28 protein-coding genes are annotated in these 26,451 nt (G+C 62.0%); 10 read left to right on the top strand and 18 right to left on the bottom strand.

From position 1 onward, the window contains the following. Position 1: 1 nt before the first annotated feature. From L0H65_RS00140 to lnt, 7 genes are read right to left on the bottom strand one after another with little or no spacing between them, the layout of a single operon-like run. On the bottom strand, positions 2 to 472 hold the full coding sequence (locus L0H65_RS00140; protein ID WP_112312868.1) for a DUF411 domain-containing protein: 471 nt from the start codon (positions 470 to 472) through the stop codon (positions 2 to 4). Further along, complete coding sequence (locus tag L0H65_RS00135; RefSeq protein ID WP_164738205.1) at positions 469 to 1,632, bottom strand: M23 family metallopeptidase; 1,164 nt, start codon at positions 1,630 to 1,632, stop codon at positions 469 to 471. The genes L0H65_RS00140 and L0H65_RS00135 overlap by 4 nt, the downstream gene beginning before the upstream one ends. A gap of 16 nt (positions 1,633 to 1,648) precedes the next feature. Then, a complete protein-coding gene (locus tag L0H65_RS00130) occupies positions 1,649 to 2,191 on the bottom strand; it encodes an SCO family protein (RefSeq protein WP_205749070.1) in 543 nt (180 codons plus the stop codon). A 38-nt stretch (positions 2,192 to 2,229) separates the two neighbouring features. Beyond that, positions 2,230 to 2,703 carry a copper chaperone PCu(A)C gene (locus L0H65_RS00125; protein ID WP_301456746.1) on the bottom strand — a complete coding sequence of 158 codons (474 nt, stop codon included), beginning with the start codon at positions 2,701 to 2,703 and terminating at the stop codon, positions 2,230 to 2,232. 3 nt (positions 2,704 to 2,706) lie between these two features. Next, the gene (locus L0H65_RS00120) at positions 2,707 to 3,348 is read right to left on the bottom strand and encodes an SCO family protein (RefSeq protein ID WP_301456745.1); all 642 of its coding nucleotides are present in this window, start codon (positions 3,346 to 3,348) and stop codon (positions 2,707 to 2,709) included. Positions 3,349 to 3,404: 56 nt separating this feature from the next. After that, positions 3,405 to 3,578, bottom strand: coding sequence for a hypothetical protein (locus L0H65_RS00115; RefSeq protein ID WP_164738206.1), 174 nt, complete (start codon positions 3,576 to 3,578; stop codon positions 3,405 to 3,407). Then, entirely contained in the window at positions 3,575 to 5,086 is a 1,512-nt protein-coding gene (lnt, locus tag L0H65_RS00110; protein WP_126976254.1) for an apolipoprotein N-acyltransferase, read from the bottom strand. Before lnt ends, L0H65_RS00115 begins: the two co-directional genes overlap by 4 nt. Before the next feature lie 327 nt (positions 5,087 to 5,413). On the opposite strand from lnt, the gene L0H65_RS00105 reads away from it, so the two are divergent. Next, a complete protein-coding gene (locus tag L0H65_RS00105; protein ID WP_126976354.1) occupies positions 5,414 to 6,079 on the top strand; it encodes a L,D-transpeptidase in 666 nt (221 codons plus the stop codon). Between the two features lie 125 nt (positions 6,080 to 6,204). Here L0H65_RS00105 and L0H65_RS00100 read toward each other — a convergent pair whose 3' ends face one another. From L0H65_RS00100 to L0H65_RS00090, 3 genes are all read right to left on the bottom strand, one after another. Continuing rightward, complete coding sequence (locus tag L0H65_RS00100; RefSeq protein WP_328590519.1) at positions 6,205 to 6,579, bottom strand: hypothetical protein; 375 nt, start codon at positions 6,577 to 6,579, stop codon at positions 6,205 to 6,207. A 73-nt stretch (positions 6,580 to 6,652) separates the two neighbouring features. Further along, positions 6,653 to 7,834: a metal transporter gene (locus tag L0H65_RS00095; RefSeq protein WP_126976255.1), complete on the bottom strand. Its 1,182-nt coding sequence runs from the start codon at positions 7,832 to 7,834 to the stop codon at positions 6,653 to 6,655. After that, positions 7,831 to 8,976 (bottom strand): multicopper oxidase domain-containing protein, encoded by a 1,146-nt coding sequence (locus L0H65_RS00090; protein WP_126976256.1) that lies wholly within the window; start codon positions 8,974 to 8,976, stop codon positions 7,831 to 7,833. Before L0H65_RS00090 ends, L0H65_RS00095 begins: the two co-directional genes overlap by 4 nt. 114 nt (positions 8,977 to 9,090) lie before the next feature. Between L0H65_RS00090 and mntR the strand changes: the two genes are divergently transcribed. Next, complete coding sequence (gene mntR, locus L0H65_RS00085) at positions 9,091 to 9,546, top strand: manganese-binding transcriptional regulator MntR (protein WP_126976356.1); 456 nt, start codon at positions 9,091 to 9,093, stop codon at positions 9,544 to 9,546. A 6-nt stretch (positions 9,547 to 9,552) separates the two neighbouring features. On the opposite strand, the gene L0H65_RS00080 is transcribed toward mntR, so the two are convergent. The 5 genes from L0H65_RS00080 to L0H65_RS00060 all read right to left on the bottom strand — a co-directional run bounded on the left by L0H65_RS00080 (position 9,553) and on the right by L0H65_RS00060 (position 14,062). After that, complete coding sequence (locus tag L0H65_RS00080; protein WP_126976257.1) at positions 9,553 to 10,212, bottom strand: thioredoxin domain-containing protein; 660 nt, start codon at positions 10,210 to 10,212, stop codon at positions 9,553 to 9,555. A gap of 120 nt (positions 10,213 to 10,332) precedes the next feature. After that, positions 10,333 to 10,647 (bottom strand): disulfide bond formation protein B, encoded by a 315-nt coding sequence (locus L0H65_RS00075; RefSeq protein ID WP_367651960.1) that lies wholly within the window; start codon positions 10,645 to 10,647, stop codon positions 10,333 to 10,335. Next, entirely contained in the window at positions 10,634 to 11,107 is a 474-nt protein-coding gene (lspA, locus tag L0H65_RS00070; protein ID WP_255469726.1) for a signal peptidase II, read from the bottom strand. Before lspA ends, L0H65_RS00075 begins: the two co-directional genes overlap by 14 nt. Before the next feature lie 8 nt (positions 11,108 to 11,115). Further along, positions 11,116 to 11,739, bottom strand: a complete 624-nt coding sequence (locus L0H65_RS00065) for an isoprenylcysteine carboxylmethyltransferase family protein (RefSeq protein ID WP_168776487.1) — start codon at positions 11,737 to 11,739, stop codon at positions 11,116 to 11,118. A gap of 4 nt (positions 11,740 to 11,743) precedes the next feature. After that, a complete protein-coding gene (locus tag L0H65_RS00060) occupies positions 11,744 to 14,062 on the bottom strand; it encodes a heavy metal translocating P-type ATPase (RefSeq protein WP_301456769.1) in 2,319 nt (772 codons plus the stop codon). A gap of 83 nt (positions 14,063 to 14,145) precedes the next feature. Here L0H65_RS00060 and L0H65_RS00055 point away from each other — a divergent pair, with 83 nt between their 5' ends. From L0H65_RS00055 to L0H65_RS00040, 4 genes are all read left to right on the top strand, one after another. Continuing rightward, entirely contained in the window at positions 14,146 to 14,586 is a 441-nt protein-coding gene (locus L0H65_RS00055; RefSeq protein ID WP_126976261.1) for a helix-turn-helix domain-containing protein, read from the top strand. A 556-nt stretch (positions 14,587 to 15,142) separates the two neighbouring features. Continuing rightward, positions 15,143 to 15,538: a FixH family protein gene (locus L0H65_RS00050; protein WP_301456744.1), complete on the top strand. Its 396-nt coding sequence runs from the start codon at positions 15,143 to 15,145 to the stop codon at positions 15,536 to 15,538. Further along, the gene (locus tag L0H65_RS00045; RefSeq protein WP_301456743.1) at positions 15,535 to 16,998 is read left to right on the top strand and encodes an efflux RND transporter periplasmic adaptor subunit; all 1,464 of its coding nucleotides are present in this window, start codon (positions 15,535 to 15,537) and stop codon (positions 16,996 to 16,998) included. The genes L0H65_RS00050 and L0H65_RS00045 overlap by 4 nt, the downstream gene beginning before the upstream one ends. Beyond that, positions 16,995 to 20,165 carry an efflux RND transporter permease subunit gene (locus tag L0H65_RS00040; protein ID WP_301456742.1) on the top strand — a complete coding sequence of 1,057 codons (3,171 nt, stop codon included), beginning with the start codon at positions 16,995 to 16,997 and terminating at the stop codon, positions 20,163 to 20,165. The genes L0H65_RS00045 and L0H65_RS00040 overlap by 4 nt, the downstream gene beginning before the upstream one ends. Positions 20,166 to 20,239: 74 nt before the next feature. Here L0H65_RS00040 and L0H65_RS00035 read toward each other — a convergent pair whose 3' ends face one another. The 3 genes from L0H65_RS00035 to L0H65_RS00025 form a co-directional block, all read right to left on the bottom strand. Next, entirely contained in the window at positions 20,240 to 21,085 is an 846-nt protein-coding gene (locus tag L0H65_RS00035; RefSeq protein WP_301456741.1) for a hypothetical protein, read from the bottom strand. 216 nt (positions 21,086 to 21,301) lie between these two features. Further along, positions 21,302 to 21,940, bottom strand: a complete 639-nt coding sequence (locus L0H65_RS00030; protein WP_301456740.1) for a hypothetical protein — start codon at positions 21,938 to 21,940, stop codon at positions 21,302 to 21,304. Beyond that, positions 21,937 to 22,797 carry a hypothetical protein gene (locus tag L0H65_RS00025; protein WP_301456739.1) on the bottom strand — a complete coding sequence of 287 codons (861 nt, stop codon included), beginning with the start codon at positions 22,795 to 22,797 and terminating at the stop codon, positions 21,937 to 21,939. Before L0H65_RS00025 ends, L0H65_RS00030 begins: the two co-directional genes overlap by 4 nt. On the opposite strand from L0H65_RS00025, the gene L0H65_RS00020 reads away from it, so the two are divergent. The 4 genes from L0H65_RS00020 (at position 22,763) to L0H65_RS00005 (ending at position 26,417) form a co-directional block, all read left to right on the top strand. After that, positions 22,763 to 23,482, top strand: a complete 720-nt coding sequence (locus tag L0H65_RS00020) for a lytic transglycosylase domain-containing protein (protein WP_301456738.1) — start codon at positions 22,763 to 22,765, stop codon at positions 23,480 to 23,482. The two genes, L0H65_RS00025 and L0H65_RS00020, sit on opposite strands and share 35 nt — an antisense overlap. Before the next feature lie 22 nt (positions 23,483 to 23,504). After that, positions 23,505 to 23,804, top strand: coding sequence for a TrbC/VirB2 family protein (locus L0H65_RS00015; protein WP_301456737.1), 300 nt, complete (start codon positions 23,505 to 23,507; stop codon positions 23,802 to 23,804). 14 nt (positions 23,805 to 23,818) lie between these two features. Continuing rightward, positions 23,819 to 24,085, top strand: coding sequence for a VirB3 family type IV secretion system protein (locus L0H65_RS00010; RefSeq protein WP_038068035.1), 267 nt, complete (start codon positions 23,819 to 23,821; stop codon positions 24,083 to 24,085). Positions 24,086 to 24,221: 136 nt separating this feature from the next. After that, a complete protein-coding gene (locus tag L0H65_RS00005; protein WP_301456736.1) occupies positions 24,222 to 26,417 on the top strand; it encodes a VirB4 family type IV secretion system protein in 2,196 nt (731 codons plus the stop codon). The last annotated feature ends 34 nt before the right edge of the window (positions 26,418 to 26,451 follow it).

Below are 26,451 nucleotides of genomic sequence, written 5' to 3'. Positions count from 1 at the left end.
ATCAGGCTGCCTGATAGCTGGTGAAGATTTCGAGACTTCCATCCCGGCGAACCAGCAGAACGTCATAGGCGTCTCGACTGTCTTCTGATCCCATGCCGGGGGAGCCGTAGGGCATGCCGGGTACTGCGAGGCCGACTGCGTCAGGACGCTCGTCGAGCAGCCTGCGGATATCTGCAGCCGGGACATGGCCTTCGAGCGCATAGCCGTCAACGGTTCCTGTGTGGCAGGAAAAGGCCTTTGCCGGAATGCCCTGATCCATCTTGAAGCGGATCAGCAAGGTTCCCATCGACACCTCATCCGTTACTGTGAACCCTTTTTCGCGCAAGTAATCCACCCATGCCTCGCAGCACTCGCAACCGCGCCCTTTGACGACATGGATCGGTGGTTCTTCCTCTGCCCTGGCGGCAGGGGCCAGGGCGAAGGCTGCTGATGCAAGCATGAGTTCACGGCGACCGATAAAATACCTTTTCATCCACGTTCCCCGTCGGTTGTTGGCATGAAGCCGGTTTCGCTGCGCCAAGTGGCAAGTGCATCAAGGTCAGCAGCAGTAGCAATCTCTTGCTCCGGCAGGGCGTCCTGGTCTTTCGGGTCGACCGGTCGGCCATCGACACGCACTTCGTAATGGAGGTTCGGGCCGCTCACGAGCCCTGTCGCGCCGACCGCGCCAATCTCGTCGCCCGCCTTGACCCGCGTTCCGACGCGAACGTCTTCAGCAATCTCAGAGAGATGCGCATATCGCGTGACGACCCCACCGCCGTGGTCGATGTCGATCGTGATGCCATAACCGCGGATCGAGCCCGCAAAGATCACCCGACCGGCACCAGTCGCCGAAACCTCGGTCCCCACGGGGGCCGCGTAATCGATCCCGGTATGCATTCGAACTCCGCCCAGCACGGGATGGTTCCGGCGGCCAAAGACGGACGACAGGCGGGCACCAAGGATGGGGGCCGCGGAACGCTGCACGGCTTCGCCATCTTCAAAGACGATGACCGGACCAGCGGCTTCGGTCGCAACAAGTTCGAGGACGCGATCAGTAAGCTCCAGCCGTGCGTAACTCAGGCGCGGCTCTCCCGCGATGCTGCCATCGGGAAGCTGATCTTCTTGCCAGACCAGCGCGAAAGTCTCTCCACCTTTGAGGTCGCGCCTGAAATCGACCTGGCCCGCAAGAAGTGCTGTCAGGTCAACCGCAAAGCGTTCCGGTGCATTCCGGGCCGTCAAAGCGTCGTAAAGGGTTCCGTCTAAGGTTAAGGTCTCACCCCGGTCCGTCACATGAACCGGTGGGTCAAGCCGTTGTGCTGCGATCGGCCCGTCGAAGGTGAGGGCAATTTCTACTCCATCTTCCACGAACAGTGAAAGGCGTGTCAGCGATGCCGGATCCCCGGACGCTGCCGTCCATTTGATCCGGTGACCAGGTCGCAGGTCGGTCAGGTCATAGACCCCAGAAAGTGCCAGTGCGGCTTCTGCCCGGATCGTCGCGGGGATTCCTGCGTGACCAAGGACGCTGTCCAAAGTGTCACCGGGGGCGATCGTGGTTTCGAAGGCCGCTGGCAAATGCGCCGTCGGAGGATCGGCCATTGCCTGGAGCGGGGCGAAGGACGCGACAGCAAGGATGAGAAATGCAGAGCGGATCATCTGGCAGAATGACCTTTCAACTGAGGGTTCGGCGGATTTTGGGAACGGCGAATCGCCGGTCCTCGTGAAAGTCGATGATGCTGACGAAGCGCCCATCGGGGTGGAACAGGAACACACCGGCGGTGTGGTCCATCGTGTAGTCGCCGCCATCCTTGTCGACACGGCGATAGGTTACGCGGAAATCTGCGGCGGCCTGCGCGACCTCCTCGGCGGGACCCGTCAACCCGATGATACGCGGGTCGAAGTTGCTGACGTAGTCCGCAAGGACGACGGGCGTGTCGCGTTCCGGATCGACCGAAATCAGCGCCACGATCAAACGGTTCGCGTCGGCACCCAGGTCTTCGAGCCAGAGCGATATGTCGCTCAATGTGGTCGGGCAGACGTCGGGGCACCAGGTGAAGCCGAAGAACACCATGACCGGGCGGCCGGCCCAGTCTTTCGGTCGGACTGAGCGGCCTTGGTGATCGGTCAATGCCCAGGACATCTCGCCAATTGGCAAGGGCAGGAGCTCGTTGCGGGCTGGCCGATTGCGCGTGCGATAGGCGCCGACGCCCAGCATGAAGGCGACGGCTCCGATGGCACCTACAGCGCCGAGGATTACTGCCCTGCGTCGGCGCAATCCGGCCCCTCCGCACGCAAGGACAGGACGTCGACGTTTACCGTGACCTCACCAGCCTTTTCAAAGCTGAGGGTGACCGGAAAGCTGTCGCCTTCCTTCAGGGCATTCGTCAGCCCCATCAGCATGCCGTGATACCCCCCCGGAGAAAGTTGCACGCTCTGGCCAGCCGGCACGGGGATGGACATCGCATGCGGCATCGATGCGATGCCGTCCTGAACAACAGTCTCGTGCAGCATCGGCATACCGGCTGCAGGCGTCGCGATGCCAACCAGCGCGTCGTCGGTCGATCCGGTGTTCGTGATCTCCACATAGAAGACGCCGGGACGCCCCGCGCCGATTGTCGCCTTGGACCAGGCGTGCTCAACCGTCAGATCGCCGATGGTCACGGTCTCGCAGGCCATCGCTGCAGATGCAGAGAGGATCAGGGCTGCAGCAAGAAGAAAGTGATTCATGGGTCAAAGTCTCGATTGAAGGTCGGAAAGGATTTCGGCCGCCGGTGTGCCGTAGGTGAATTGACGCAGCCACGCGCCATCCGGGCCGATGAGATAGAGGCCGGGACTGTGCGCCATCGTGTACCCGCCTTGCGAAGCGGTATCGGCCTCCCGCTCATAGAAGATCTTGAAGCTTGCGGCCGCAGCCTGCGTTTCGGCCTCGCTGCCGGCCAAGCCGAGGATCGCTGGATGGAAGGCTTTGGTGTAATCAGCCAGCCCAAGCCGTCTGTCCCGTTCAGGATCGATCGAGATGAAAACTGGCTGCGCCGATCCTGCGTCAGATCCAAGGTCATCCATGACTTGCGCGACTTCGGAGAGCGTAGTCGGACAGACATCCGGGCAGCTTGTGAAGCCGAAGAACACCAAAAGGAATTTTCCACGGAATTCCTCCGTCGTGCGGATGCGACCTTCGCTGTCAGCAAGCGCGAAGGCGGGCGTGAAGACAGAAGCTGCTGCTTGGGTGTCGTCCGTTGCGGGCCACCACCGCACCGCCGCGAAAGCGAGGACCGCCGCCGTCGCGGCGACCCAAAGGATGATCTGAAGAGAACGAAGACGCATGACCAGTCCAGACAATGAGAACGGCGTGCGGTCTAAAACCTCGAGCAACTAGAGGTTCAACCCACAAAGAGGTGAAGAGTTAAGCACCGGCGAGGTTTCGCCGATCAGGCCGCCCCAAGAAATCTGGCGAGGGCAATGCCGAGGAGGGTGCCGAACAGCCCGAAAGCGATGGCGAAGCCTGCGCCATACTGCAGGCGGTCAAGCGTCTTGCCGCCGCGCTGTCGGGCGAGATAGTAGCCCCACAGAAATCCGACGATCCCGAAAACTGGTCCGATCATGAAAACTCTCCTTTCAGGATACTCTTGTTCCGCCAACTCCAGAAGGCGAAGCCTCCCCAAAAGCAAAGGATAAGGAGGAGTACGGACCAGTCGCCAATACGGGCGTAGAGCGTCGGTTGCAGGGGCCTCGGCAAGCGCATGTCGATTACGCCAGAAGTCTCGATGTCCAGCATCGCCAGTGTCTTTCCGTAGGCGTCTATCACTGCCGAGATGCCCGTATTTGCGGCACGCACGAGAGGAAGTCCCTCCTCGATGGCCCGCATCCGAGCCGAGGCCAGATGTTGCTTTGGACCAATGGACGCACCGAACCAGGCGTCATTGGTCGCGTTGAAAATCCAGTCCGGTCGGATGGCATCATCGACCACATGCCCGGGAAAGATGATCTCGTAGCAGATAGCGATACCCGCATAGGGATGTGGGCCGAATGCAAGGGTGCGGGGACCCGGACCGGGGAGGAAATCACCTAGAGATTCGACCAATCGCTGGAATGGCAGGACACTCCGCCACGGAACGTATTCACCAAAGGGAACAAGGTGATGCTTGGCGTAGCGCGTCAGGACAGAGCCATCCGGCGCGATGGCGAGCACTGAGTTTCGGTACACCGTCCCGTCAGCGGTGACCTCCCGCTCAGGACTGCCAGCCAAAAGGACGGCAGTGTTCGGCAAGAGCCACCCAAGCATGACACGGGCCCCAGTGTCTTCGGCGAGAAACCCCGGCCATGCGGTTTCGGGCCAAAGCAGGATATCGTAATCGCCCGGTCGTGCAGAAAGCGAGAGAAGTCGGAGGATGTTGGCCTTCCGGGATCCTTCGTCCCATTTGGCGCTTTGCGCGATGTTCGGTTGCACGACGCGGATATGTGCGCCGCGCTCCGACGGGGGATCTGACAAAGTCAGGCGCGCAGCGCCGAAACCAGCCACGATCACCGCAATTGCGGTGGCGCTGGCGAAACAGATGACCTGCAACCTGCGAGCGGGCGCGGGGAAAGCTAGCCCGACCAGTGCTGAACAAAGCACCAAGAGGAACCCCAGCCCATAGCTGCCGACCAGGGAGGCCACCTGCGCGAAGGGCAACCAATCGGCCAGCGTGTAGGCAGCAAGGTTCCAAGGAAACCCCGTCAGAACATGCCCCCGCAGCCATTCAAGGCCGGTCCAGCTTGTCGCGAGCGAAAGCGCCAGCGGCAATCCGGCGCGCGCCATCCTGGCCGATAAGGTGCAGGCCAACGCAGGAAAAACCGACAGGACGGCCGCAAGGCCCAGAACGGCCGGCAATGCCAGCCAGCCGAAGCGATCAGCATCCACCTGGAAACTCTCGGTGACCCAGAACAGCCCCGGCACGAACTGTCCCAGACCGAACAGGTATCCGAGGCCGAGCGCCCTCATGGGGGCTGCATCTCGCAGCAATAACGACAGTACTGCGAAAGCAACCATTCCGAGCGGCAGGATTGAGTACGGCGGCAAGGCGAAGACAATGCAGGCTCCTGCCAGGACAGAGGATACCAGACCCGCCATGCCACGCAGGTTCGTCCTGCTCGAAATCCTTTGTTCCTCCGATTTGACCAAACTTGACACCGCCTCCCGATTTCATCGAGAGGGCTAGCTGCTCTAGCAACTAGAGGTGCAACAAGTGGTTTGATGCATCACGGCATTGTCAGGTCGAAGGGGCACATCGCATGATTTCCTTGCCCATGCAGGCTGCGAAACAGCTCGACCTTAACAACAGGTGTCCGGTCACACAGACTTGACTGGACACGAGGCGCGCTTTTCTCAACGGCATATTGAACGGTGCAGGTGTATTCGACGGCTCCGCGCTGCAGCATCCAGAAGAAAGCCAAGCTCATGTTCACACGACGCCACTTCATTGCCACGACAGCCGCATTGTTTTCGGCACCGATTTCCGCCCCGGCTTTCGCTTCATCGCACTTGCAAGACCAATGGGCAGCCTGGGATGCCGAGGTCACCCCGTCAGGCTATGACCCTGCCACGACCAACCCATGGGGATTGCATCCTCGCCTCCTTCCGACCCGCGTCGAAGCGCGTGCCGGGTTGGTGCCAGGCGATGTCCATGTCGACGCGATTGCGCGGTATCTCTATCACATTCAGGCTGACGGCACGGCGATGCGCTACGGCGTCGCCATTGGCCGGGACGGTCTCTACGAGCCTGGAACATATACGATCCGGCGCAAGGCAAAGTGGCCGAGTTGGACCCCCACGCCAGCCATGATCGAACGCGAGCCGGAAATCTATGCGAAGTTCGCAGATGGCATGGACCCTGGCCCAGCCAACGCCCTGGGATCGCGGGCTCTTTATCTTTTCGTCGGCGGCCGCGACACTTACTTGCGGATCCACGGGACACCGCTTCCACGTTCGATTGGTAGCCGAGCAAGTTCGGGCTGCGTGCGCATGGTCATGCCACATATCAACGATCTGTTCGACAAGGTTGAGACTGGCGTTACCGCGTATCTCTATCCCGCAGAAGAGGGGAACGTGGCGACCACCAGCTAAAAGGAATCGCATGGGGCTTCGTTTCATGGAACGCTAGATGCGCAAGTTCGACCTACCCACAAGCGGGTCGCTGACATGCGGTTTCTTGTCCTCGCTGCCGGCGCGCGGCTTAGGCAGCAGTACTGTCAGCTCGAAACAGTGGGTTTGGCGGAAAGCTGTGTGCAGATTGGCCTTCCTTCGACCGTTCGCAACGGCAACATTGTCGTTTCAACCGGCCCGACATGGCGGTACCAATAGCAGCCGTCCTCAGGCTTGAAGATCACCTCCTCAAGATTCTGGTAGGGAGCCGCAATCAGCGCGACACCTTCGGGCAGTTCCTTGAGAAAGCCGGTTGACTTGTCGGTGGCCTGATCGATCGGGACAGTGCAGGCTCCGAGCGCGAGAAGAGCGACAGCAACAAAGACTCGCCGACACTTTTTCACCACGCCGGTCGTGGTGGTGCCTATCGGCTTTGAGGATTCGCTTGGTATTTCTGTCCCACAATTATCAATCCTTGACATCGAACTTCCCTGCTTCTTGTGTCGATCGCGAGCGTGATCTTGGCCAAAGGTCTTTGGCCAGCTATCAAATGAGTCATACTTTGATCAGCGCCGCTGTCACATACATGAAGGCGATACCCCCAAGGAAGCCACCGAGAACGGCCGGAGAGAACAGGATCGCCTGTCGATCACTATTCTGCCGCTGCAGATAGGCCGAGACCTCGACCATCACCTGCAGGATGGCACCGGCACCGACCGCAAGTGCCAAGGCTGACCATTGTGGCGCGTAGGCAAGGCTGCCAACCCAGATGCCAAGCACAGCTGGTGCACCTGCCAGCAAAGTCAGCGCAGCAAAGCTCCAGAGCGGCGGGCGGATGCGCAGCATGGGGGCTGCGATGCCGATGCCTTCGGTGACGTTGTGCAGTGCGAAGCCGAGGACAAGGAAGGTGCCAAGCCCCGCCGCACCGGCGGCAAAGGCGCCGCCGATGGCCAGACCCTCGCCGAAGTTGTGCAGCCCGATGCCGAGCGCGATGTAGAAGGCCAGGGCCAGCCCCTCGGGTCGCCCGCGCCAGCGCCCAATGGCCATCAGCAACAGGAAACTGGCCAGCGCCGACAGCCAGACCATCGCCGAGCCCTGGAACATTGCCGCCGCTTCGGCGGCCAGTTCCGTGGCCTCGGCAATCATATCCAGAAGCAGGAAGGCCAGCATGCCCACCGTCAACGCGAGCACGAAGTTCATGCCAGCGGTGCCAAAGCCGCGCATGGCTGGGTAGAACATCAGACCGAGCGCCACCGGCAGCAATCCGACCAGCGCTCCCACCAGCGCCTGCATGCGGAACTGTCCCGCAGTGGCCTGCGGCGTAGGCACCGCCACGGCAATCTCGTGCCCGAATACGGTGCCGGTGTTCGACACCAGGGCCACATGATGCGCCTCTCCCAGAACCCAAGGGTATGGGATCTGGAGCCACACGGCGCTGCCGCGTGCGATTGGCCCTGGCGGATTCTGCGTGAAGGTCCAATAGGCGTCATCGACGGCAATCTGGGCGATCTGCATCGCCTCCGAGCCGCCCGCTCGCACCAGAATCTGGATGCCGGTCTGGTCGAGAACGGTTCGCTCTACCGTCAGGGACTCGACCGGCGGCGCGCCGTTGTTGAAGCTGCGAAGTGGATCGAGTGACGCGATCCAGACGAAAGACCCAAGAATGGCAGCCAGCGGCAAAAGTACCAGCAGAAGCCGTATGGCAGTGGGGCGGGTGGGCTGGCTCTGGTCGCTCATGCGCCCGGCCCCCGCACGTCGAACATGCCCACCCAGCCAAGTTCGGTGAATTCGGATTGATGCGCGTGGAACATGTACATCCCGTCCTCGTGGTCGGCAAAGCTGAACTCGAGAATGCCGCGCTGCGCCTGGCACTGCATGATCAGGTCGACTGTGCGCAGGGTCGGCGTCAGTGTCGTTCCAGTGTCGAAGTAATCGAAGAAATTCGCGTGTAGATGGAACGAGTTGATCGGGTCGAACTCGGTCACGTTTACCAGATAGACCCGCACAGGCCGTGTCTTGTCGATGCGGATCGGCACGTTCATGTAGGCTTGGCCGACCGTGTTGACGGCATAAACCTCGTTGCCGCCGTCGAAATTGGTGTCGAAGGCATTCATGACCATCGCCAGTTCCTGCCAGTTGCCATTCTCGGGACTGCCAAGCATACGCGAGGCGGCAACGGCGGAAAGCGCCGGGTCGGATTGACGGGTTGGGTCGGGGTCGATCACGAAGAGGCCGTACATACCCTTGTGCATGTGGCGCTTCAGCGGCAGCGCGTGGCAGTGGTAGAGATGGCAGCCGAAAGGCTTGGCATCGAACTCGTAGATGAACTCTTCCCCGGGACCAATCAGCCCAGCCCCTGGAACTCCGTCCATCCGCGCCGAATGGATACCGTGGAAGTGCATCGAATGCGGGTGCGAGCCATGGTTACGGAAGATGATCTTAAGCCGCTCACCTTCCTTGGCTCGCAGGGCCGGGCCAGGGACGCGGCCGTTGAACGTCCATGCCGGAAAGAGAACACCGGGGGCGATCTCGATCTCCCGGTCGATGGCAGTGACTTCGAATGTGCGCAGGGTTCGGCCATCGGGCAGAAGCTCGGTTGTTCCAGTATCCCAGTCCGTCAACATTGTCGAAGGATCGAAACCGTTCGCGTCGTGGTCGACGCGCCCGACCGTTGTCATGTTGCCATGCGCCATGCCGGACATCGGTGCTGCGTAGGGATCGGCCGACATCGCAGACATGTCGTGTCCAGCCATCGGGTCAGGTGCTGTTTGCGACCGTGCCGTGCCGACGGCAACGGCTGCGCCACCGGCGGCGGCCAAGCCCCCAACGAGCAAGGCGCGCCGTGACGGATCAACCGATGTGTTCTCGTCGGCAGGCATGGATGGGACTTCCCGAACTGGGCACCAAAGTCTTGGCGCGAAATGTTAGACAAGGCTAACAATCTGCCCGCAGGGTTTACCTGTCAACCCAGATCGTGCGAGACTGTGACCACGATGCACGATGATCCTCATGAAGTTCTCCATGCTGCCAGTGACGACCGCTCTCCCGACTTGCGCGCGGAGGCATTTCAGGGCGTGCGCGCAGCGCGGCGAAACGAGCTGGCAGAAGATTACGTGGAGCTGATTGCCGAACTGATCCACAGCCACGGCGAGGCGAGGCCGGTCGACATCGCTACCCGAATGGGTGTCACGGCGCCGACGGTGGCCAAGACGCTGGACCGTCTCGCCCGCGACGGCCTGATCACCCGGGCCAAGTATCGTTCAATCTTCCTGACGGAACAGGGCAGGGCGCTGGCCAAGGAATGTAGGCACCGGCACGAGATCGTGCTGCGGTTCCTGCTTAGCCTCGGGCTTGACGCCGAGACGGCGGAACGCGATGCCGAAGGCATCGAGCACCATGTCAGCGAACGGACACTGGCTCTGTTTTCGGCTTTCGCCAACCGGTCCTGACGGTCGTCAGCTATTCTCGACTGCGAACCGCACATCGGCCATCAAGCTATCGGCACTGAAATTCTCCAGCCGTTTGCCATTAAGGAAGAAGGTTGGCGTTTGGCGGATAGCCAAGGCTTCCACGTCGGCCGCATCCTGATTCAGGATACCAGTGATCCCCGGGAAGAACTGGTCCGTCTCGGCCTTTTCGGGATCAAGGCCCGCAGCCCCGGCAATCTCCCATGCCACATCCATCTCAGGCGAGCCATGAACAGCCCAGCCAGGCTGCTGCTCAAGAAGTGCATCGAGGACAGGCTCGAACTTGTCTTGCATCCGCGCAGCCTCGAGGATGCGCACAGCCTCGTCCGAGCCTTCGTGGAAAACGGTGTAGCGCAGCACGACGCGGACCTGCGTCGGAAACTGCCGCCGGATTTCCTGCACCACGGGGTGGTATGCACGGCAGGCCTCGCAAGAAGGGTCAAAGAACTCGACAAGAGTGAATGGTGCGTCGGCGGGGCCGAAGCTGGGGGAGTAGTCACGGACCAAGAGGGCCTGATCCTCGGTTGGCGTGGCGGCGGCCACCGCTTCTGCCTCGGCGTCGCGGCGCTGTTTCAGCACGAAGGCGCCACCCGCGAAGGCAGCAACACCAAGTGCGGAGGCTCCAAGGATAAGGGTGCGGCGGTTCATGGGCGGTGTCCTTTCGGCAGGATGAGACAGGCAAGGATCGCCGCGAAGGCGACCGCAGAAAGATAGGGGATCGGCAGGCCAAGGATCATCTGCGCCTCGCCGGTGCAGGATGGGCCATTTTCAGTGCAGGGCACGATCGGCGCGGGCAGGATCCCTGCGTACAGGCCCGAATGCCATGCCGCAAGTGCGAGCCCGGCGAGGGTCAACGGCAAGCCGTAGGTGCGCGCCATCGCGTCCCCCCGGCCAGAGCGACAGGCCAAGGATCGGCACCAAGGGGAACATGGCGATACGCTGATACCAGCAGAGCGTGCAGGGCATCTGACCCAGCACCTCTCCGATGAAGAGCGCACCAAGCGTGGCCGCCAGAGCGATCAGGAAGGCCGCAGTCAAGGAAAGGTCGTCGCGCGACATGGATTGCGGATCAGCTTTGGTCAAGAACCGGCTCCTTGCGGCGGCGAAGGGGAAGCGAGGCGAAAAGGATCAGGACCGCGCCCAAGGTGATGCAGATATCCGCAACGTTGAACGTGGGCCAGTGCCAGTCACGCCAATAGAAATCAAGGAAATCAGTCACGGCACCCTGCCGAAGCCGGTCGATGATGTTGCCAAGCGCCCCGCCCACGACCAATGCAAAGCCTGCCCTTTCCAAAGCATTTTGCGCCCGGAATGCCATGACGGCGAAGGCGAAGGTCAGCGCGCCCGTCAGCGCCGCCATCAGGAGGGGCTTACCTGCCATGAACCCGCCCATCATGCCAAAGCTCGCGCCCGTATTGAACCCGAGGGAAAGGTTGAAGCCCGGCAAGACCGGGACCGCAGTCCCCTGCGACAGCAGCGACAGCGCTGCGGTCTTGGTCAACTGGTCTCCCACCACTGCGGCAGCAATCAGAGAAATCAGCATCACCCTGGTCATTCTACGGCCTTGCTCTTGATGCCGATCCAGCGTGGGACCGACGCGGCGTAACGATCATAGTCCGGCCCGATTGCCATCCGCAGGGCGGCCTCTTCGGACCGCACTTGCGTGCTGGCCGACCAGAGAAACAGGACTGGGGCGAGGACTGTCGGCAGAGAGGGAACCGCCATCGCAACACCTGCCAACAGTGCCGCTTGCCCCACAAAGGTTGGGTTGCGGCTGAAACGGTAAAGCCCGCTGGAGACCAGATCGCCGGTTTCGCCGCCGACCACGCCGACGCGCCAGGATGATCCCATCGACATCTGCGCGGCAAAAGCCACCATCGCGCCGAGCCCTGCGACAAAGACCCCGATCAGGCCAAGGAGGACGGCGCGACCCTCAGTCCAGAGCAGGTCGACCTTGTGGAACCCGGCCACGGCGAGCCAGAAGAGCGGCCCGAAAAACGCCAGCGCAAAGGCCGCGCGGAAACCGATTGCCGCCAGCCGATCGCGCCCGGTGGCGCGCGCGAACAGCCAGATCGGACGCCCCGCCGCTTGTGCTGCCATGGCGCTGCCCCAGAAGAACAGCGCCAGATAGCCGAAAAGAAGGGCCAGCGCGGCCCAACCAAAACCGGAGATCATCAGCTCAGCCCTCGCGTTCCGGGTTGAACCGCAGCAGACGCAGGGCGTTCAGCGTCACAAGCACGGTTGCACCGGTGTCGGCGAGAATTGCGATCCAGAGGCCAGTCAAACCGAATACCGAGGTCACGAGGAAGACGGCTTTCAGCCCGAGCGCTATGGTCACATTCTGGCGGATGTTGGCCATTGCTGCGCGCGACAGACGGATCGTGGCGGGAATGTCGGTCACCCGGTCACGAAGAATGGCCGCATCGGCCGTTTCCAGCGCCACATCAGTGCCCGATCCCATCGCCACACCAACGCTTGCCTGTTTGAGCGCGGGGGCGTCGTTGATGCCGTCGCCGATCATCATCACGCCACCTTTACTTCCGATCTCGCGGATGTAGGCAAGCTTGTCCTCCGGCATCATGTCGGCCTCGAACTTCAGGCCGAGGCCTCCTGCGATCGCAGCGGCCGTGCGCGGGTTGTCGCCGGTCAGGATGACCGCAGTCACCCCCATGGCTGTCAACTGGCGCACCGCGTCTTTCGCATCCGCACGCGGCTCGTCCCGCATGGCGATCAGACCGAGCGGGGCCTTTTCGCGAAACACGGCGACCGCGGTCTTGCCGTCCTCCTCAAAAATCGTCGCCTGCCGAAGGCCAAGGCCATCCAGCCCGCCATGCTCCATCGCGTAGCGGGGCGAGGCCACATAGGCCGCAGCGCCGCCCACGGTTGCAACAACGCCCTTGCCCATCAGCGCCTTTGCGTCTTGCGAGGGCAGCGCAGAAACGCCAGCGTCCTTGGCCTTGTTCAGGATCGCAATCGCCAGCGGGTGGCTCGAGCCGGTCTCGACGCCTGCCGCCACGGCCAGAAGTTCAGCTTCGGTGGTCGTCCCGAACGGCACCAGATCCGTCACCTGCGGGCGACCATGCGTCAGCGTCCCGGTCTTGTCGAAGGTCACAACATCCACCTTCGCCGCCGCTTCGATCACGGCACCGCCCTTCATCAACAGCCCACGCCGCGCCCCGGTGGACATGGCCGAAGCGATGGAGGCGGGGACCGAGATGACCAGCGCACAAGGGCAGCCGATCAGCAGGAGGGCAAGGCCGCGGTAAACCCAAGTGTCCCAGGGCTGGCCGAAGACCAGCGGTGGCACCACGATGACCAGCGCCGCGACGGCGACGATGGCAGGCATGTACCAGCGGCTGAACCGGTCGATGAAGCGTTCGGTCGGGGCACGCGCCTCTTCGGCCTCTTCAACCAGACGGATGATGCGGGCGATGGTGTTGTCCTCGCGACCTTTGGTCACTTTGACCCGCAGGGCCGCCTCGGTGTTGATTGCGCCTGCAAAAACCGCGTCCCCGGGGCCGCGCGTCTTGGGCACGCTTTCCCCGGTGACCGGGCTTTCGTCCACGCCCGAAGTGCCATCCACGATCTCGCCATCGGCCGGAATCCGGTCACCGGGGCGGACAAGGACTGTCTGGCCCACAGACAGGCTTGCGGCTGGAACCTCGCGCGTGCTGTCACCTGTAACGAGTTGCGCCGTCTTCGGCACAAGATTGGCCAGCGCCCGGATCCCGTCTCGCGCCTTGCCGGCGGCCACGCCTTCCAACACCTCGCCCACGGCGAACAGAAACACCACCAGTGCCGCCTCTTCCGCTGCGTTGATGAACAGCGCGCCGACGGCGGCAATCGTCATCAGGCTTTCGATGGTGAAGGGCTGTCCCATCCGCAGCGCCGCAAAGGCGCGCTGCGCTACCGGGGCCACGCCGATCAAGCAAGCGGCAACGAAGGCCCACTTACCGATCTCGGGGGCAAGATACTCGATGACCCAGGCGGCACCCAGCAGCAGGGCGGTAAAGATGACCAGCTTGCCCTTGGCGGTCTGATACCAGCGCTTGCCCCGGTCGGCGGGGTCGTCATGAACGTGGCCGGGGCTGCCGTGACCGCTATCGTCGCGCTTGGTGCTGGCCGCCTTAGGGCCGTGGTCGTGACCAGAATGATCGTGGCCAGCGGGAGCGTGGGCGGAGTGATCATGATCTTGATGCATGTCGCTCTGCTCAGGTGCGGATTGAGCCCCCGGCAAAACGAAGTCCTTCTTCGCACCGGCGGCGCGCGGCGCAATCTCATAGCCAAGCGCACGGACGGTCTTCTCGATCTTGTCCCGCCCGGTTTGTCCCTCATCCAGCGTCAAGCGCAGGCGTTCCGACATGATGCCAACCTCGACGCCGCTTACCCCCGGCAGGCGCGTCACCGCATCCTTGATCTTGGTCGCGCAGGACCCGCAGTCCATGCCCGTCACCGTCCAGTCACAGGATGTTTCGCGTGCAGCTTCCGACATCGTCATTCCTCCTGCCGCTGAGCGGGCAGTTGCTTTCATCGAATCAGCAACCTAATGTCTCTAGCAACTATAGCTTCAAGGGGAATCTGATGCTGACTATCGGAAAGTTGGGCGAGGCCGCCGGGGTGAAGGTACCGACGATCCGCTATTACGAGCAGATCGGCCTGCTTCCCGAAGCCGAGCGCAGCGCGGGCAACCAGAGACTCTACAGCCGCAAAGCGATGGAGCGTCTGGCCTTCATCCGGCACGCCCGCGATCTGGGCTTCACGCTCGAAGCGATCCGCGACCTGCTGAGCCTGTCGGACCGACCGGATCAGTCCTGCGCTGCTGCCGATGCCATCGCGAAGGCTCAGCTGGCAGAGGTTGAAAGCCGCCTTGCGCGATTGACAGCGCTGAAGGCCGAACTTGAACGAATGGTCGTGCAATGTGCAGGCGGCAAGATCGCCGATTGCCGCGTTATCGAAGTTCTGGGCGACCATTCGCTTTGCGCGACCGATCATCGGCATCCGGAGATAGAGGCGACGCAATAACCGCACCCGCAACACTCGCCATTTAAGCCAGCACCGCCTTTTCCGAAAACGCCGCCCCGGGCCGCTCGAGCATCAACGGTACTCCGTTCAACCGGATGTGCGTTGCCGAATTTTTCTTCTCATGTCATGCATTCTGGATGTCGTGGATGGTCCGACCCCTTTTAGCAGTGCTTTTGGCTGTGTCCCTGTTCGGGGCCGCAGTCAGTGAGGTATCGGCCGGACTTGCAGCGGAGATTGCGGCAGCTGCCGACCCGTGCTGCGAAGGCGATTGCCCTGAGGACACGGCATGCGGCGTCGCCTGCGAAATGATGGCGCGTGGCGGAATGACAATGCTCGCTCTGGTACAAGTCCCAGGGCTGTCCGTTACCGAGGAGGCATCTGCTGCTGTCCTGATGCTTCCTGACCGGCATCCTCCATCCGGGCTTCCGCCGGATGGCTTGAGGCGACCTCCCCGCATTTGACCCTGCCGCGTGCGTCAGCGCGCGGATGATGCCGTTTGCACCTGCGCCAGTTGGCTTCGCGGGTGCGCGATCGTTGCAATCAAAGGGTCTTCCTCATGACAAGCATGTTCCGCCGCATTTGCGGCTCCGTTCTGGCACTTCTCATCGGCGCATCTGCCCTCTGGGCAGGTGCCGACGACTACCGTTTCGAAGTCGTCTCGACCGACCATCGAGTCGGATCTGGGGTGACGATTGAACTTCGTCTGACCGATCTTCGCACCGGCCAGCCGGTCGAGGGCGCGGTCATTTATGCCACGCGCATGGACATGGCCCCCGACGGGATGGAGGCGATGACCTCCGCTGTCACCGCATTGCCGGCCGAAGGCCCGGGCACTTACCTGTTCAGCACGGATCTCACCATGGCGGGGGGATGGCGGTTTTCGGTGGCGGCCAAGGTGCAGGGTGAACCGGAAACCGTGAAGGCAGAACTGGAATTGCGAGCCGAGCCATGAGCGCGGTTGGCAAGTTGACTGCCGCAGTCCTTGTTGCAGGCAGTGCCGGATGGATCGGGCTGACCGCTGGCGAAAAGGGGATCACCGTGGCCAGCCTGATGGGCATGGCCGAGATGCAGATTGCCGTGTTGATGGGCAATGACGCAGTCGCCATGCCGGGTGCTGACGCCCCTGAAGCAGAGCCGACCGGCCCGGTGATCTACTGGAGGCACCCGGATGGGTTGCCCGAATGGTCGGTATCCGAGCGGCAAACGGAAGATGGGCGGGCCTTCCTGCCTGTTCTCGCCAGCGAGGATCTCTCGCTGGGCCCTGCGCCCGAGCCCAGTTCAGAAATGGCGATGGCGGAAACAGGTGAGCGGACCATCCTCTACTACCGCAACCCGATGGGCCTGCCAGACACCTCGCCAGTACCGAAGCAGGACTCAATGGGGATGGATTACATTCCCGTCTATGAGGGCGGAGACAGTGACGATGGGTCGGTCACCGTCAGCCCCGGCAAGTTGCAGCGCACCGGCGTGCGAACTGCCGAGGCAGTCTTGGCGCCCCTGGCGGCCACATTGCGCGCGCCGGGAATCGTGGAACTAGACGAACGCCGGATCAGTGTCATCTCGCTGCGCGCAGACGCCTTCATAGAAACGGTTGCCGATGTGACTACGGGCAGCACGATCGCCGAAGGTGCACCGCTCGTGACGCTCTATTCACCCGAGATCGCTGCCGCTCTTGCACAGTTTCTGACCGACGTGCGGTCGGAAGGGCGGCTAAGGGAGGGCGCACGGCAACGACTGGAAAACCTCGGCGTGCCGGGAGAGGTGATCGACCGCATCGCGACCGAGGGCCAGACGACGGTGAGTATTCCGATCATGGCCCCGCGCAGCGGCGTGGTGCTGGAGCGGATGGCGGTCGAAGGCATGATGTCGGAAGCGGGCGATACCCTGTTCCGCATCGCTGACACCTCGACCGTCTGGGTGATCGCCGAAGTGCCTGAAGCGGCGCTTATGGAGATTGCAGTAGGAACAGGGGTTCGGGTGAGCTTTCGTGGCCTCACAGTTGGCCCGATTTCGGGCCGTATCGACACCATTTACCCCGAAATCGATATGATGACCCGCACCGGAAAGCTGCGGATTGAATTGCCGAACCCGGACGGGCGCCTACGCGCCAACATGTTCGCCGAAGTCGAAATCATGCTCGGCGGCGCACCCGTGGTGCAGGTACCAGAGGGTGCTGTGATCGACACCGGCGACAGACAGGTGGTGATCCTTGATTTGGGCGAAGGGCGGTTCCGGCCTGAACCAGTGACCGTAGGGCGCAAGGGCGGCGGCATGATCGAGATCGTCAGCGGCGTGAGCGCGGGCGACGTAGTGGTGAGCTCTGCCACCTTCTTGATCGACGCCGAAAGCAACCTCAATGCGGCTTTGGCTGCCCTTGCAGCGCCCGGATCCACCCCGGAGGCCAACCCATGATCGCCCGCATTATCGAATGGTCGGCCCGCAACGTGCTGCTTGTGCTCTTTGCCACCGTCTTTACCGTGGCTGCGGGCCTTTGGTCCCTGCGCACACTGCCGATCGACGCCATCCCCGATCTGTCGGATGTGCAGGTGATCGTGCTGACCGAATACCCGGGGCAAGCGCCGCAGGTGGTCGAGGATCAGGTCACCTATCCCCTGACCTCGGCCATGCTGACCGTGCCGCAATCAAGGGTCGTGCGGGGGTTCTCGTTCTTCGGCATCTCTTTCGTCTACATCATCTTCGAAGATGGCGTAGACCCCTATTGGGCCCGCTCGCGCGTGCTGGAATACCTCAATGCTGCGGCCGCGCGTCTGCCGGACGGGGTAACACCTGCGCTCGGGCCGGATGCAACGGGCGTGGGCTGGGTCTATCAATACGCGCTGAAGGGCGAAAACCTGAGCCTGGCCGAGCTAAGGTCCTTGCAAGATTGGGTGATGCGTTTTGCCATCAGCGGTGCCGATGGCGTGTCGGAAGTCGCCAGCGTCGGCGGCTTCGTCAAGCAATATTCGATCACCGTCGATCCGGTGCGGATGCGGGCGCTTGGCATCACCCTGTCCGAGATCGGAGAGGCCGTTGCGGCCAGCAATATGGACACCGGCGGGCGCACGGTCGAGCTGTCGGAATTCGAGTTCATGGTGCGGGGGCGCGGCTATCTGGACGGCATCAGTGATCTTGAGATGGTCCCGATCCGTGCCGAAGGCGGCGTCCCGGTCCTCTTGCGCGATGTAGCGTGGGTCGAGATCGTGCCCGATGAGCGTCGGGGCATCGCAGAGCTTGACGGCGAGGGCGAAGTGGCCAGCGGCATCGTGCTTCAACGTGTGGGTGCCAATGCACTCGATGTGATCGACAACGCCAAGGCCGAGATCGACACCATCGCGCAAAGCCTGCCCGAGGGGGTGGAGATCGTCACCGTGTATGACCGGTCCAGCCTGATCCTGTCAGCCATTGAAACCCTGCGGACGACACTTCTCGAGGAAAGCATCGTCGTGGCGCTGGTCACATTTGTCTTCCTGCTGCATGTCCGCTCGTCGCTGGTCGCCATCATCATGCTGCCGGTGGGCCTCTTGATGGCCTTCACCGCCATGCGCGCGCTTGGCATCGGGGCCAATATCATGAGCCTTGGCGGCATCGCTATCGCCATTGGCGCGATGATCGACGCCGCCATCGTGATGATTGAAAACGCCCATAAGCACCTGGAGCGAGCCGAACCCGGCAAACCACGGGTGGAAGTGCTGATCGAAGCGGCGTCAGAGGTCGGACCGGCACTGTTCTTCAGCCTGCTGATTATCACCGTCTCCTTCCTGCCGATCTTCGCGCTGGAAGGGCAAGAGGGCCGCCTATTCGGCCCCTTGGCTGCAACCAAAACTTTCGCCATGGCAGCAGCAGCGCTCTTGTCGGTGACGCTGGTGCCCGCGCTGATGGTGATCTTCGTGCGCGGCCGGATCGTGCCGGAACACCGCAACCCGGTGAATCGCGCCCTGATCGCGATCTACCGACCCGTCATCCAATGGGTGCTGCGGGCGCGGGTGTTCACAATCACCCTCGCGCTGGTGGCACTGGTCGCCACAATCTGGCCCGCGCGGCAGTTGGGGTCCGAATTCATGCCCGCTCTGGACGAGGGCACGATGATGTACATGCCCACCACCCTGCCGGGCCTGTCCGTCACCAAGGCCGCGGAGTTGATGCAGATGCAGGACCGCATCATCCGCAGCTTCCCGGAAGTCGAGACAGTCTTCGGCAAGGCGGGACGTGCGCTGACGGCAACCGACCCGGCCCCGACCGAGATGTTCGAGACGATCATTCAGCTAAAGCCGAAGGATGAGTGGCGCGAAGGCGTCACGATGGAAAGTCTGCGGCTGGAAATGGACGCCGCCCTGCAATTCCCCGGCGTCTCGAACGCCTGGACCCAGCCGATCCGCGCCCGCATCGATATGCTGGCCACCGGCATCCGCACGCCTGTGGGGGTGAAAGTCTTCGGCACCGACCTTACAGAAATGGAGGCAGTCGCGCGGCAGGTCGAGGCGGTGTTGCGGAATGTTCCCGGCACCACCAGCGCCTATGCCGAACGGGTCATCGGCGGCTATTACCTCGACATCGTGCCCGACCGGGAACGGCTGGCGCGTTACGGCCTGTCGATCCAGGACGTGCAGGAGGTTATCGCCATGGCGCTTGGGGCCGAGGCGATCACCCAGACCGTCGAGGGACGCGAGCGCTACAACGTGGCATTGCGCTATCCCGCGGCGCTGCGACAGGATCCCGAGGCCATCGCGCGGGAGGTGCAGGTGGCACTTCCGGATGGTGGCACTGTGCCCCTGGGCGAGGTCGCCGCTGTCGAGCGTACACGGGGTGCGACGTCGATCCGCACTGAGAACGGTCAGCTTGCCGTCTACATCTTCGTGGACATCGCGGGCCGCGATCTGGGCGGCTATGTCGCCGAGGCACAAGCGGCAGTGGCTGGCGAAGTGATCCTGCCGCCCGGCTATTCGCTGGGCTGGAGCGGTCAGTTCGAATACCTCGAACGTGCCAAGGCTCGGCTGGCAATCGTCGTGCCGATCACGTTGGCGGTAATCTTTCTGCTTCTCTTTCTGAACTTCCGCCGCCTGACCGAGACCCTGATCGTCATGCTATCGCTGCCTTTCGCGCTCGTCGGCGGGGTCTGGCTGATGTGGTGGATGGGGTTCAACACCTCCGTGGCAGTCGCTGTCGGGTTCATCGCGCTGGCCGGCGTGGCGGCGGAAACCGGCGTGATCATGCTGATCTATCTCGACCATGCGCTGGCGGAACGCCGAGCTGATGTAGTCCGAGCGGGCCGCGCCTTCACCCGCGCCGATCTGGATGCCGCGATCATGGTAGGTGCGGTAGAACGGGTGCGGCCTAAGATGATGACCGTGGTGGCCATCATGGCGGGCCTGATGCCGATCCTCTGGGCACATGGCACAGGGTCCGAGGTCATGAGCCGTATCGCCGTGCCGATGATCGGCGGCATGGTGTCGTCCACCATCCTGACGTTGGTCGTGATTCCGGCTGTCTACGCACTGATCAAGGGGCGCGGTCTGGCGAAGGCAAAAGACATAGCCAACGGTGGTGCCGTCATGAAGCCAATGGGTCAATCCCTGGCCTGAAAGTAGTCGGAGAAACCCCAGCAAAAATGATTGGAGCACGCAAGTCCGAGGTCTCCCTTCCGCATCAAGCCATCTCATCGGGAGATTTCTCCTGCCAAAACGGCGCGTCCGTGCACGGCGAGGATTGCAGTGAACGTTGGACAGCCGAACTGTCGGACGACATCTAGGATACGAGCATCGTAGGCGGCTTGGCCAATCAGGCTGCACAAATCCGATGCGTGAAACTGTCGGTTGGCGCTCGGAGCAGCCCGAATCTGCTGATGGAGCTCGAGCGTTTTGGGATCTTCTTTGGCCAGCGGCTCCGGCTTCGATGAAAACGCTGGAGCCCGGCTTGACGAACTGGTCCGCCAGCGCCGCATGAAGCCGAGCAAGTAGCCAGCCGGGACATGGGCATTGCCGCGCGACCGGTTGAAAGTCAGGAAACGTTCCCAGATGATCTGCGTATCGACGTTCCAGCAGGCCAGCAAGGCCTTCGCTGACTTGATCAATTCTCCCCAAGGCGTGTGGTAGACGCTGGCTACTGCGCCGATCTCGATCTTTCCTGCAAAGATAGTTTTGTTCTTAGAGTCTCTAGATAGTGATGTGTCGCCTGCAGATGACACGACATCTGGCGCTGTTCCAGTTGCGATATGCCCCCCGAACCGGAACAGCCAGGGCGCAAACTTGCCATTGGGCTTCCACCGGGCCAGCGCCAAGCCGGACGCCGCGAGCTCGACCAGGAGCGCCGTCAGATGCTGCCGGGAAACCCCCATCTTTTCGGCGAGGTGCGCCAGCGTGAACGCGGCCGTTCCGCGTTCAAGCCCGTTGTAGCCATCCTTCCAGGCGATGCCGTCGAGGATGATCGTCGCGAGCTTATGGGCCGCAGTGGAGAGCGGTGTTTCGGTGATGCGGCGCAGGATGGCGCCGGTCGTGAGTTCCATGATGTGTCGTTCCGTCTTGGGGCGACACCAGACCGTGAGCCGTGCAAGATTTCGTTCCGGCAAAGGCATTTGCCGGTTGAACGGACCCAAAGCTCGCGCTAGATTCCCACTACCACGAGGAAATCAGTGCGGCGTCGGGCCTATGGTCTGGCGTCGTTTCTGTTTCTGGGGATCCGGTCTTTCGATCGTTTCGAGGGAGGGCGGTCGTTCAGGTTCTCAATAGTGAACCTCTTCGTGTCCGTAGCTGCCTTCATAGTCGCGCCACTCGACGAAGACAGACCGGTGCCAATAGCTGCGACAGTCTGCCGGCACGGCGAGATCTGAGGCCGTCGGAACTGCAGAAACGCTGCTCCGACGACGGCTGTATTCTCCTTGATCGCCGTAGCTGCCCATGTAGACACTGCCCCAACTGTTGCAGTCGCCATCAGAGCTGCGCCGCTGCTGATATGTGATCTCGAACACGCGGATCGAGCGGACGAAGTCAAACGCCGGGTCCGATATGTCGACATCCGCCTGATCCTGGACAAGCTGAAGTGCAAAGGGCGTTTCCGGAACTGAGACGAGCGGCACAAGCTCACCACGCACAGCGATGTCGAACAGGCGCTCTATCGGCTTCGCCTCGCCGCGGAAACTCACCCGCATCGGACAGTTCCAGATTTGCAATGGCGGCTCAATGGGCCAAGGCGTGATGCGGCGGATGAAAACTGCGCGGGCATAGGCGCATTCGGCCGAAGCAGGCCAACCCCCGGCGAGACAGAGAAGGATCGCGCAATCGACGGGGTAGGCAGCTGCCGGTGTGATGCTTGCGGTGGAGATGCCAAGACCAAGGAGCAGGGCAGGGAGGAGAGGTTTCATGGGAGGTCCTTCTGGGCTGAGGGGATGTTGAGGAAGGCGGAATAGGCCTCGGTGGCCACACGGGCTTCCGACAAAGCGCGACTGCGCTCTGTGTCGAGACAGGCGATGTGGGAGCTGACGGCCGCGAAGTAGGTCTCGAACTCGGCGGCGATTTCTGTGCGGTACTCGGCGAGAACTGCGTCGGGAAGGTCGGTGAACGGCACTTCGGGCGGAACGCAGCGAATCACCTCTGGTTGTGCGAAAGCTGCGGAGTTCGCGAAAGCCGCAAGGATGATCCCGGCCAGATACAGCGCTGTTCGTCGCTTCCGATGAGCCTGGCCACACCATGAGACCATTCTCGAGACTGGCAAGAATACCAATATTTCTTGGACTTTTCTCAACGTCTGCGTCTCACAACCTTGCTCCAGTTTCTCGAGGGCCGACCGGTGCAGCTGCCCGCATGGCACGCCCGCCGGATCAACCGCAGGTTCGGCCGCACGCCCTTCTTTTATCGTGTTTGTCATTTTTGTGTTGAATGCGCCATACTTTCTGTTAGGCATCGCCTCACAAAGAAATCTGCGATACAACGTTCCCAACAGATGATCCGAGGGGACCCCATGAATACCAAACGGCGCGCATTGCCTGTCTTGCTCGAGCGTGACTTTCGCAAGCTGGCCGCTACCGAAGGAGCGACTGTTGAGATCGAGTGTGTCAGTGCGCCCAACCCCGACGAACGGTTCTCGGGGGAATGGCTGTTTTACGTTGTCAGCCCCACGGGCGAGCGTTTCCTGCTGGTCACGGCCCTTGCGCGGGAACGTATCGTCAACTCGCCAATCGGCATGTTTGGTCTCGCCTTCGGCAAGCTCAACCTCGACCATCTCGACGTACCTGCTGTCGCTGGCGCTGTCTGCACTGGCATGCGGAGCCGCCCAGGCGGAAGTGATCCGCTGGAATGAACCAGCAGGGCAGGGCGGTGAAGTCCAGCTTGCAGCACTTGATTCATCCGTCCTGCGCTATGATGGTCAGGGGCAGCTCATTGTTCCTGTTCACCCTGAACCAGTTGAAGAAGAGACCCGGGAAGGGGAGGGGGCAGAAGCCGCCGCTGATGTCTCCTTCAGCACCAAAGGGGTTGCAGCCCCACGGGATGTCCTGCCGTCGATTCGGCTGATTGCCACCCGCTATCAGGACCACCCGGCTCTGGCGCGGCTGGACCTTACACCCGCCGAATGGTCCGCTTTCTTTCAGGCGATGATCAAGGTTGAAAGCAATTACACCCAAGGGGCTGTCAGCCATGCTGGTGCCCTCGGTCTCGCGCAGTTGATGCCTGGGACGGCTGACTACCTCAACGTCGATCCTGCCGACCCTATCGAAAACCTCGACGGCGGCGCGCGCTATCTTCTGGAACAAATGGCAACCTTTGGCAGCTTGGAGCTTGCCCTTGCCGCCTACAATGCCGGCCCCGAAGCGGTGCGCAAATACGACGGCGTGCCACCCTACGCCGAGACCCAATCCCACATCGTCAAGGTGATGGCGGTCTATGACCGCATCCTCACCGAACTCTGAACCAAGAAGGACAATTCACCCAATGCGTAACCAAAACGTGGCTCTTCTGGGCCTGACCCTTTGCACCCTTTTTCTGGCGCAAACTGAGCCTGCGCTGGCGCAAGTGGTCTTCACCAAGGCCGAAACGGTTGCAACCGGCGTTCTGGCCTCGTTTCGGGGCACCCTTGCGACGGCCTTCTTCGGGATCGCCTTCGTGGTGACAGGCTTCCTCGCGGCCTTCAACCGCATCTCTTGGGCCTGGGTTGCATTGGTTGTGGTCGGCGCTTTCCTCGTCTTCGCCGGCCCCGCCATCGTCGCCAACCTGCGCTCGTCCTTCAGCTGAGAAATAACCAGGTCATGGAGAAAAGCGCGGTCATCCTCGGGCTCTCGCGGCAAGCCAAGTTTCTTGGCCTGCCGATGCCCTATGCCATGGCAGTGGGTGCAATGACCGTGCTGCCCTTCATTCTGTTCAAACCGGTCTGGTGGTTCCTGACCGCCCCGATCTGGTACGGGCTGGCGCGCGTGGCCACCAAGCTGAACCCGAATGGGCATCATGTCTTTGCGGTCATGATGCAGGTGACGCCGATGGCCATTCTACGGAAGGGGCGGCGTCATGTTTCTTGAACGAGAGGGTTTGAAGGGCAGGGCGCGGGCGCTGATCCCGGCTGACCCGAGGATCTATGCACATCTGCCTTATGTCATCGAGCTGGATGACGAGGTGGTGCGCACCCGCGATAACGGGTTGATGATCTCCCTCGAAGTGACCGGCATCGACGGGATCACATCCGGGTCGTCGGCGATCACCGCGCTGCGGGCCGGATTCGCCCATCTCCTCGACACGCTGGATGAGCGGTTCAGCTTCTACCTGCACCGGATGATGCGGCCTACCCGAGCCCAGCTGAAACCGATCCACGGCCAGAGCTTTGCCGCCGATATCGACCGGGTCTGGGGCGGCGAGCTACAACGGCGCAATCTGCAGGAATCCGTGCTGATCCTGACCGTGGTCCGGCGGCAGGTTGCCCCGCTGGCCGTGCCGCTCTTTGGCAAGGCGGCCGCAAAAGTCTGGGGCGAGGATACCGACCGGCGCCTCGAAGAATTGCGCGAAGTGGTCTCGATCCTCGAGACGGGTCTTGGCGTCAAATCCCACCGTCTCAAGATCAGTGATGGCAGCCTGATTGGTTTCTACGCCTCGCTTTTGACCGGAGAGCTTCGTGCTAAATCACGCAGCGCCTTCGGCATCATCGCCGAGGATGCCAGCGATGCCGCCATCCGCTTTGGCAAAGGCCAGTTCACGGTTGAAGAGGGCGCAGACACGCCCCGCGTTGGTGCCGTTCTCTATGTCAAATCATATGCCACTTCGACCTGGCCCGGCATGCTTGATGCACTCGGGGCCAGCCGCGACACCATCATCACCCACAGCTATACGCCGATCGAACGCGGCAGCATCACCGAACGGGTGAAACGCCGGGTTGCGCAAATGCGGGCCTCCGAAGACATCGCCGCCACGATCGAGGCGCAGCTTTTCGAGGCTGCCGACAAATCGGAAAGCGGCGAGCTTGGCTTTGGCATCCACCAGATGACCATCACCGTTTTTGCCAATGATCAGGCAGCCTTGGACGCCGAGGTCGCCCGCATCCGCGGTATTGCGCATCAAAACGGCATGCGGCTCGTCCGTGAGGTCACAGCCCTTGAAGCTGCGTTCTTCGCCATGCACCCCGGCAATATGGATTACCGGGCGCGGGACATGACCGTCTCGTCCCTAAACTTCGCCGATATGGCAGCGCTGCACGCCGCCGACACCGGGACGGAAAGCGCACGCCTGCCGTGGCAAACGCCGCTGACGCTGTTCCAAACCCTGCAAGGCTCGCTGCATCGGTTCAGCTTTCATGAACCCGGCGATCCAACAGCCGAGCCGACCAACGGCCACACACTCGTCCTGGGCAAGTCCGGCGGCGGCAAGACTACGACTGTCGCCTTCCTCGCAGCCCAGGCCCAACGAGCAGGGGGCCGAACGATCATCTTCGACAAAGAAGCTGGTCTCAAAATGGCGGTTCGCGCCCTTGGTGGCCGCTACGCCGAAATCTGTGCCGGACGGCCGACTGGGTTGAACCCGCTGGCCACGGAATCCGGTGAGCGCGGTGAAGCGTGGTTTCTGGACTGGCTCGTGGCGTTGTTGGAACAGCGCAGCGGGCCGATGACACCGCTGCAATCTGAGGCTCTGAAGTCGGCGATTTCCCAGAACGGCAAAGCCCGGGAAGGTCTTCGGAACTTCCGCGCGTTTCAGGAACTCTTCGGTGATGTCGGCGATGGCCTCGATCTCGCGCAGCGGATCAGCGAATGGGGGCCCGAGGGTCGTTATGGCTGGGTTTTCGGTGAGGCCGCCGAGCCGGTGGTGGATTTCACCAGCCATGACGTCACGGCCGTCGATCTGACAGAGATCCTCGATCTCGGCACCGAGCGCACCGCGATCCTAGGCTATCTCTTCCGCCGCATCGAGATGCTGATCGAAGAAAAGCGCCCGACGCTCATCCTGATCGACGAGGCTTGGAAAGTGCTCGACGACGAATACTTCGCCAAGAAACTCGCCGAATGGCTGGTAACGGCCCGCAAGAAGAACGTCGTGGTCGTGATGATGACGCAGTTCCCAAGCCAAATCCGAGGGTCAAAAGCTCGTTCGATCCTGGAGGCGCTGCCGAACCAGCTGCTGTTCCCGAACGGCGAAGCGGCAAGTTCCGACTATGACGGGTTTCGGCTGACAGATGGCGAGTTGGACTTTGTCCTGAGCCCGATCCCGGGCCAGCGGATGGTGCTGTCGCGCACCCCGCGCAGTTCAACGGTGCTGAATGTCGATCTCAAGGCCCTTGGGCCGCTTCTGACAGCCCTTGGCGGTGGTCAGGCCGGGCTGAATGCCTTCGGCGCAGACTATGCCGCGCGACCCAAATTCTGGAAGGAATGATTGTCCAATGAAATCAATATATTACATAACCTTG

Origin of the sequence: Pseudorhodobacter sp. (genome assembly GCF_030452865.1) — a bacterium.
Lineage (GTDB): Bacteria > Pseudomonadota > Alphaproteobacteria > Rhodobacterales > Rhodobacteraceae > Pseudorhodobacter.
Note: the sequence above shows the minus strand (reverse complement) of the source record. Positions and strands in the feature narration are given on the sequence as shown.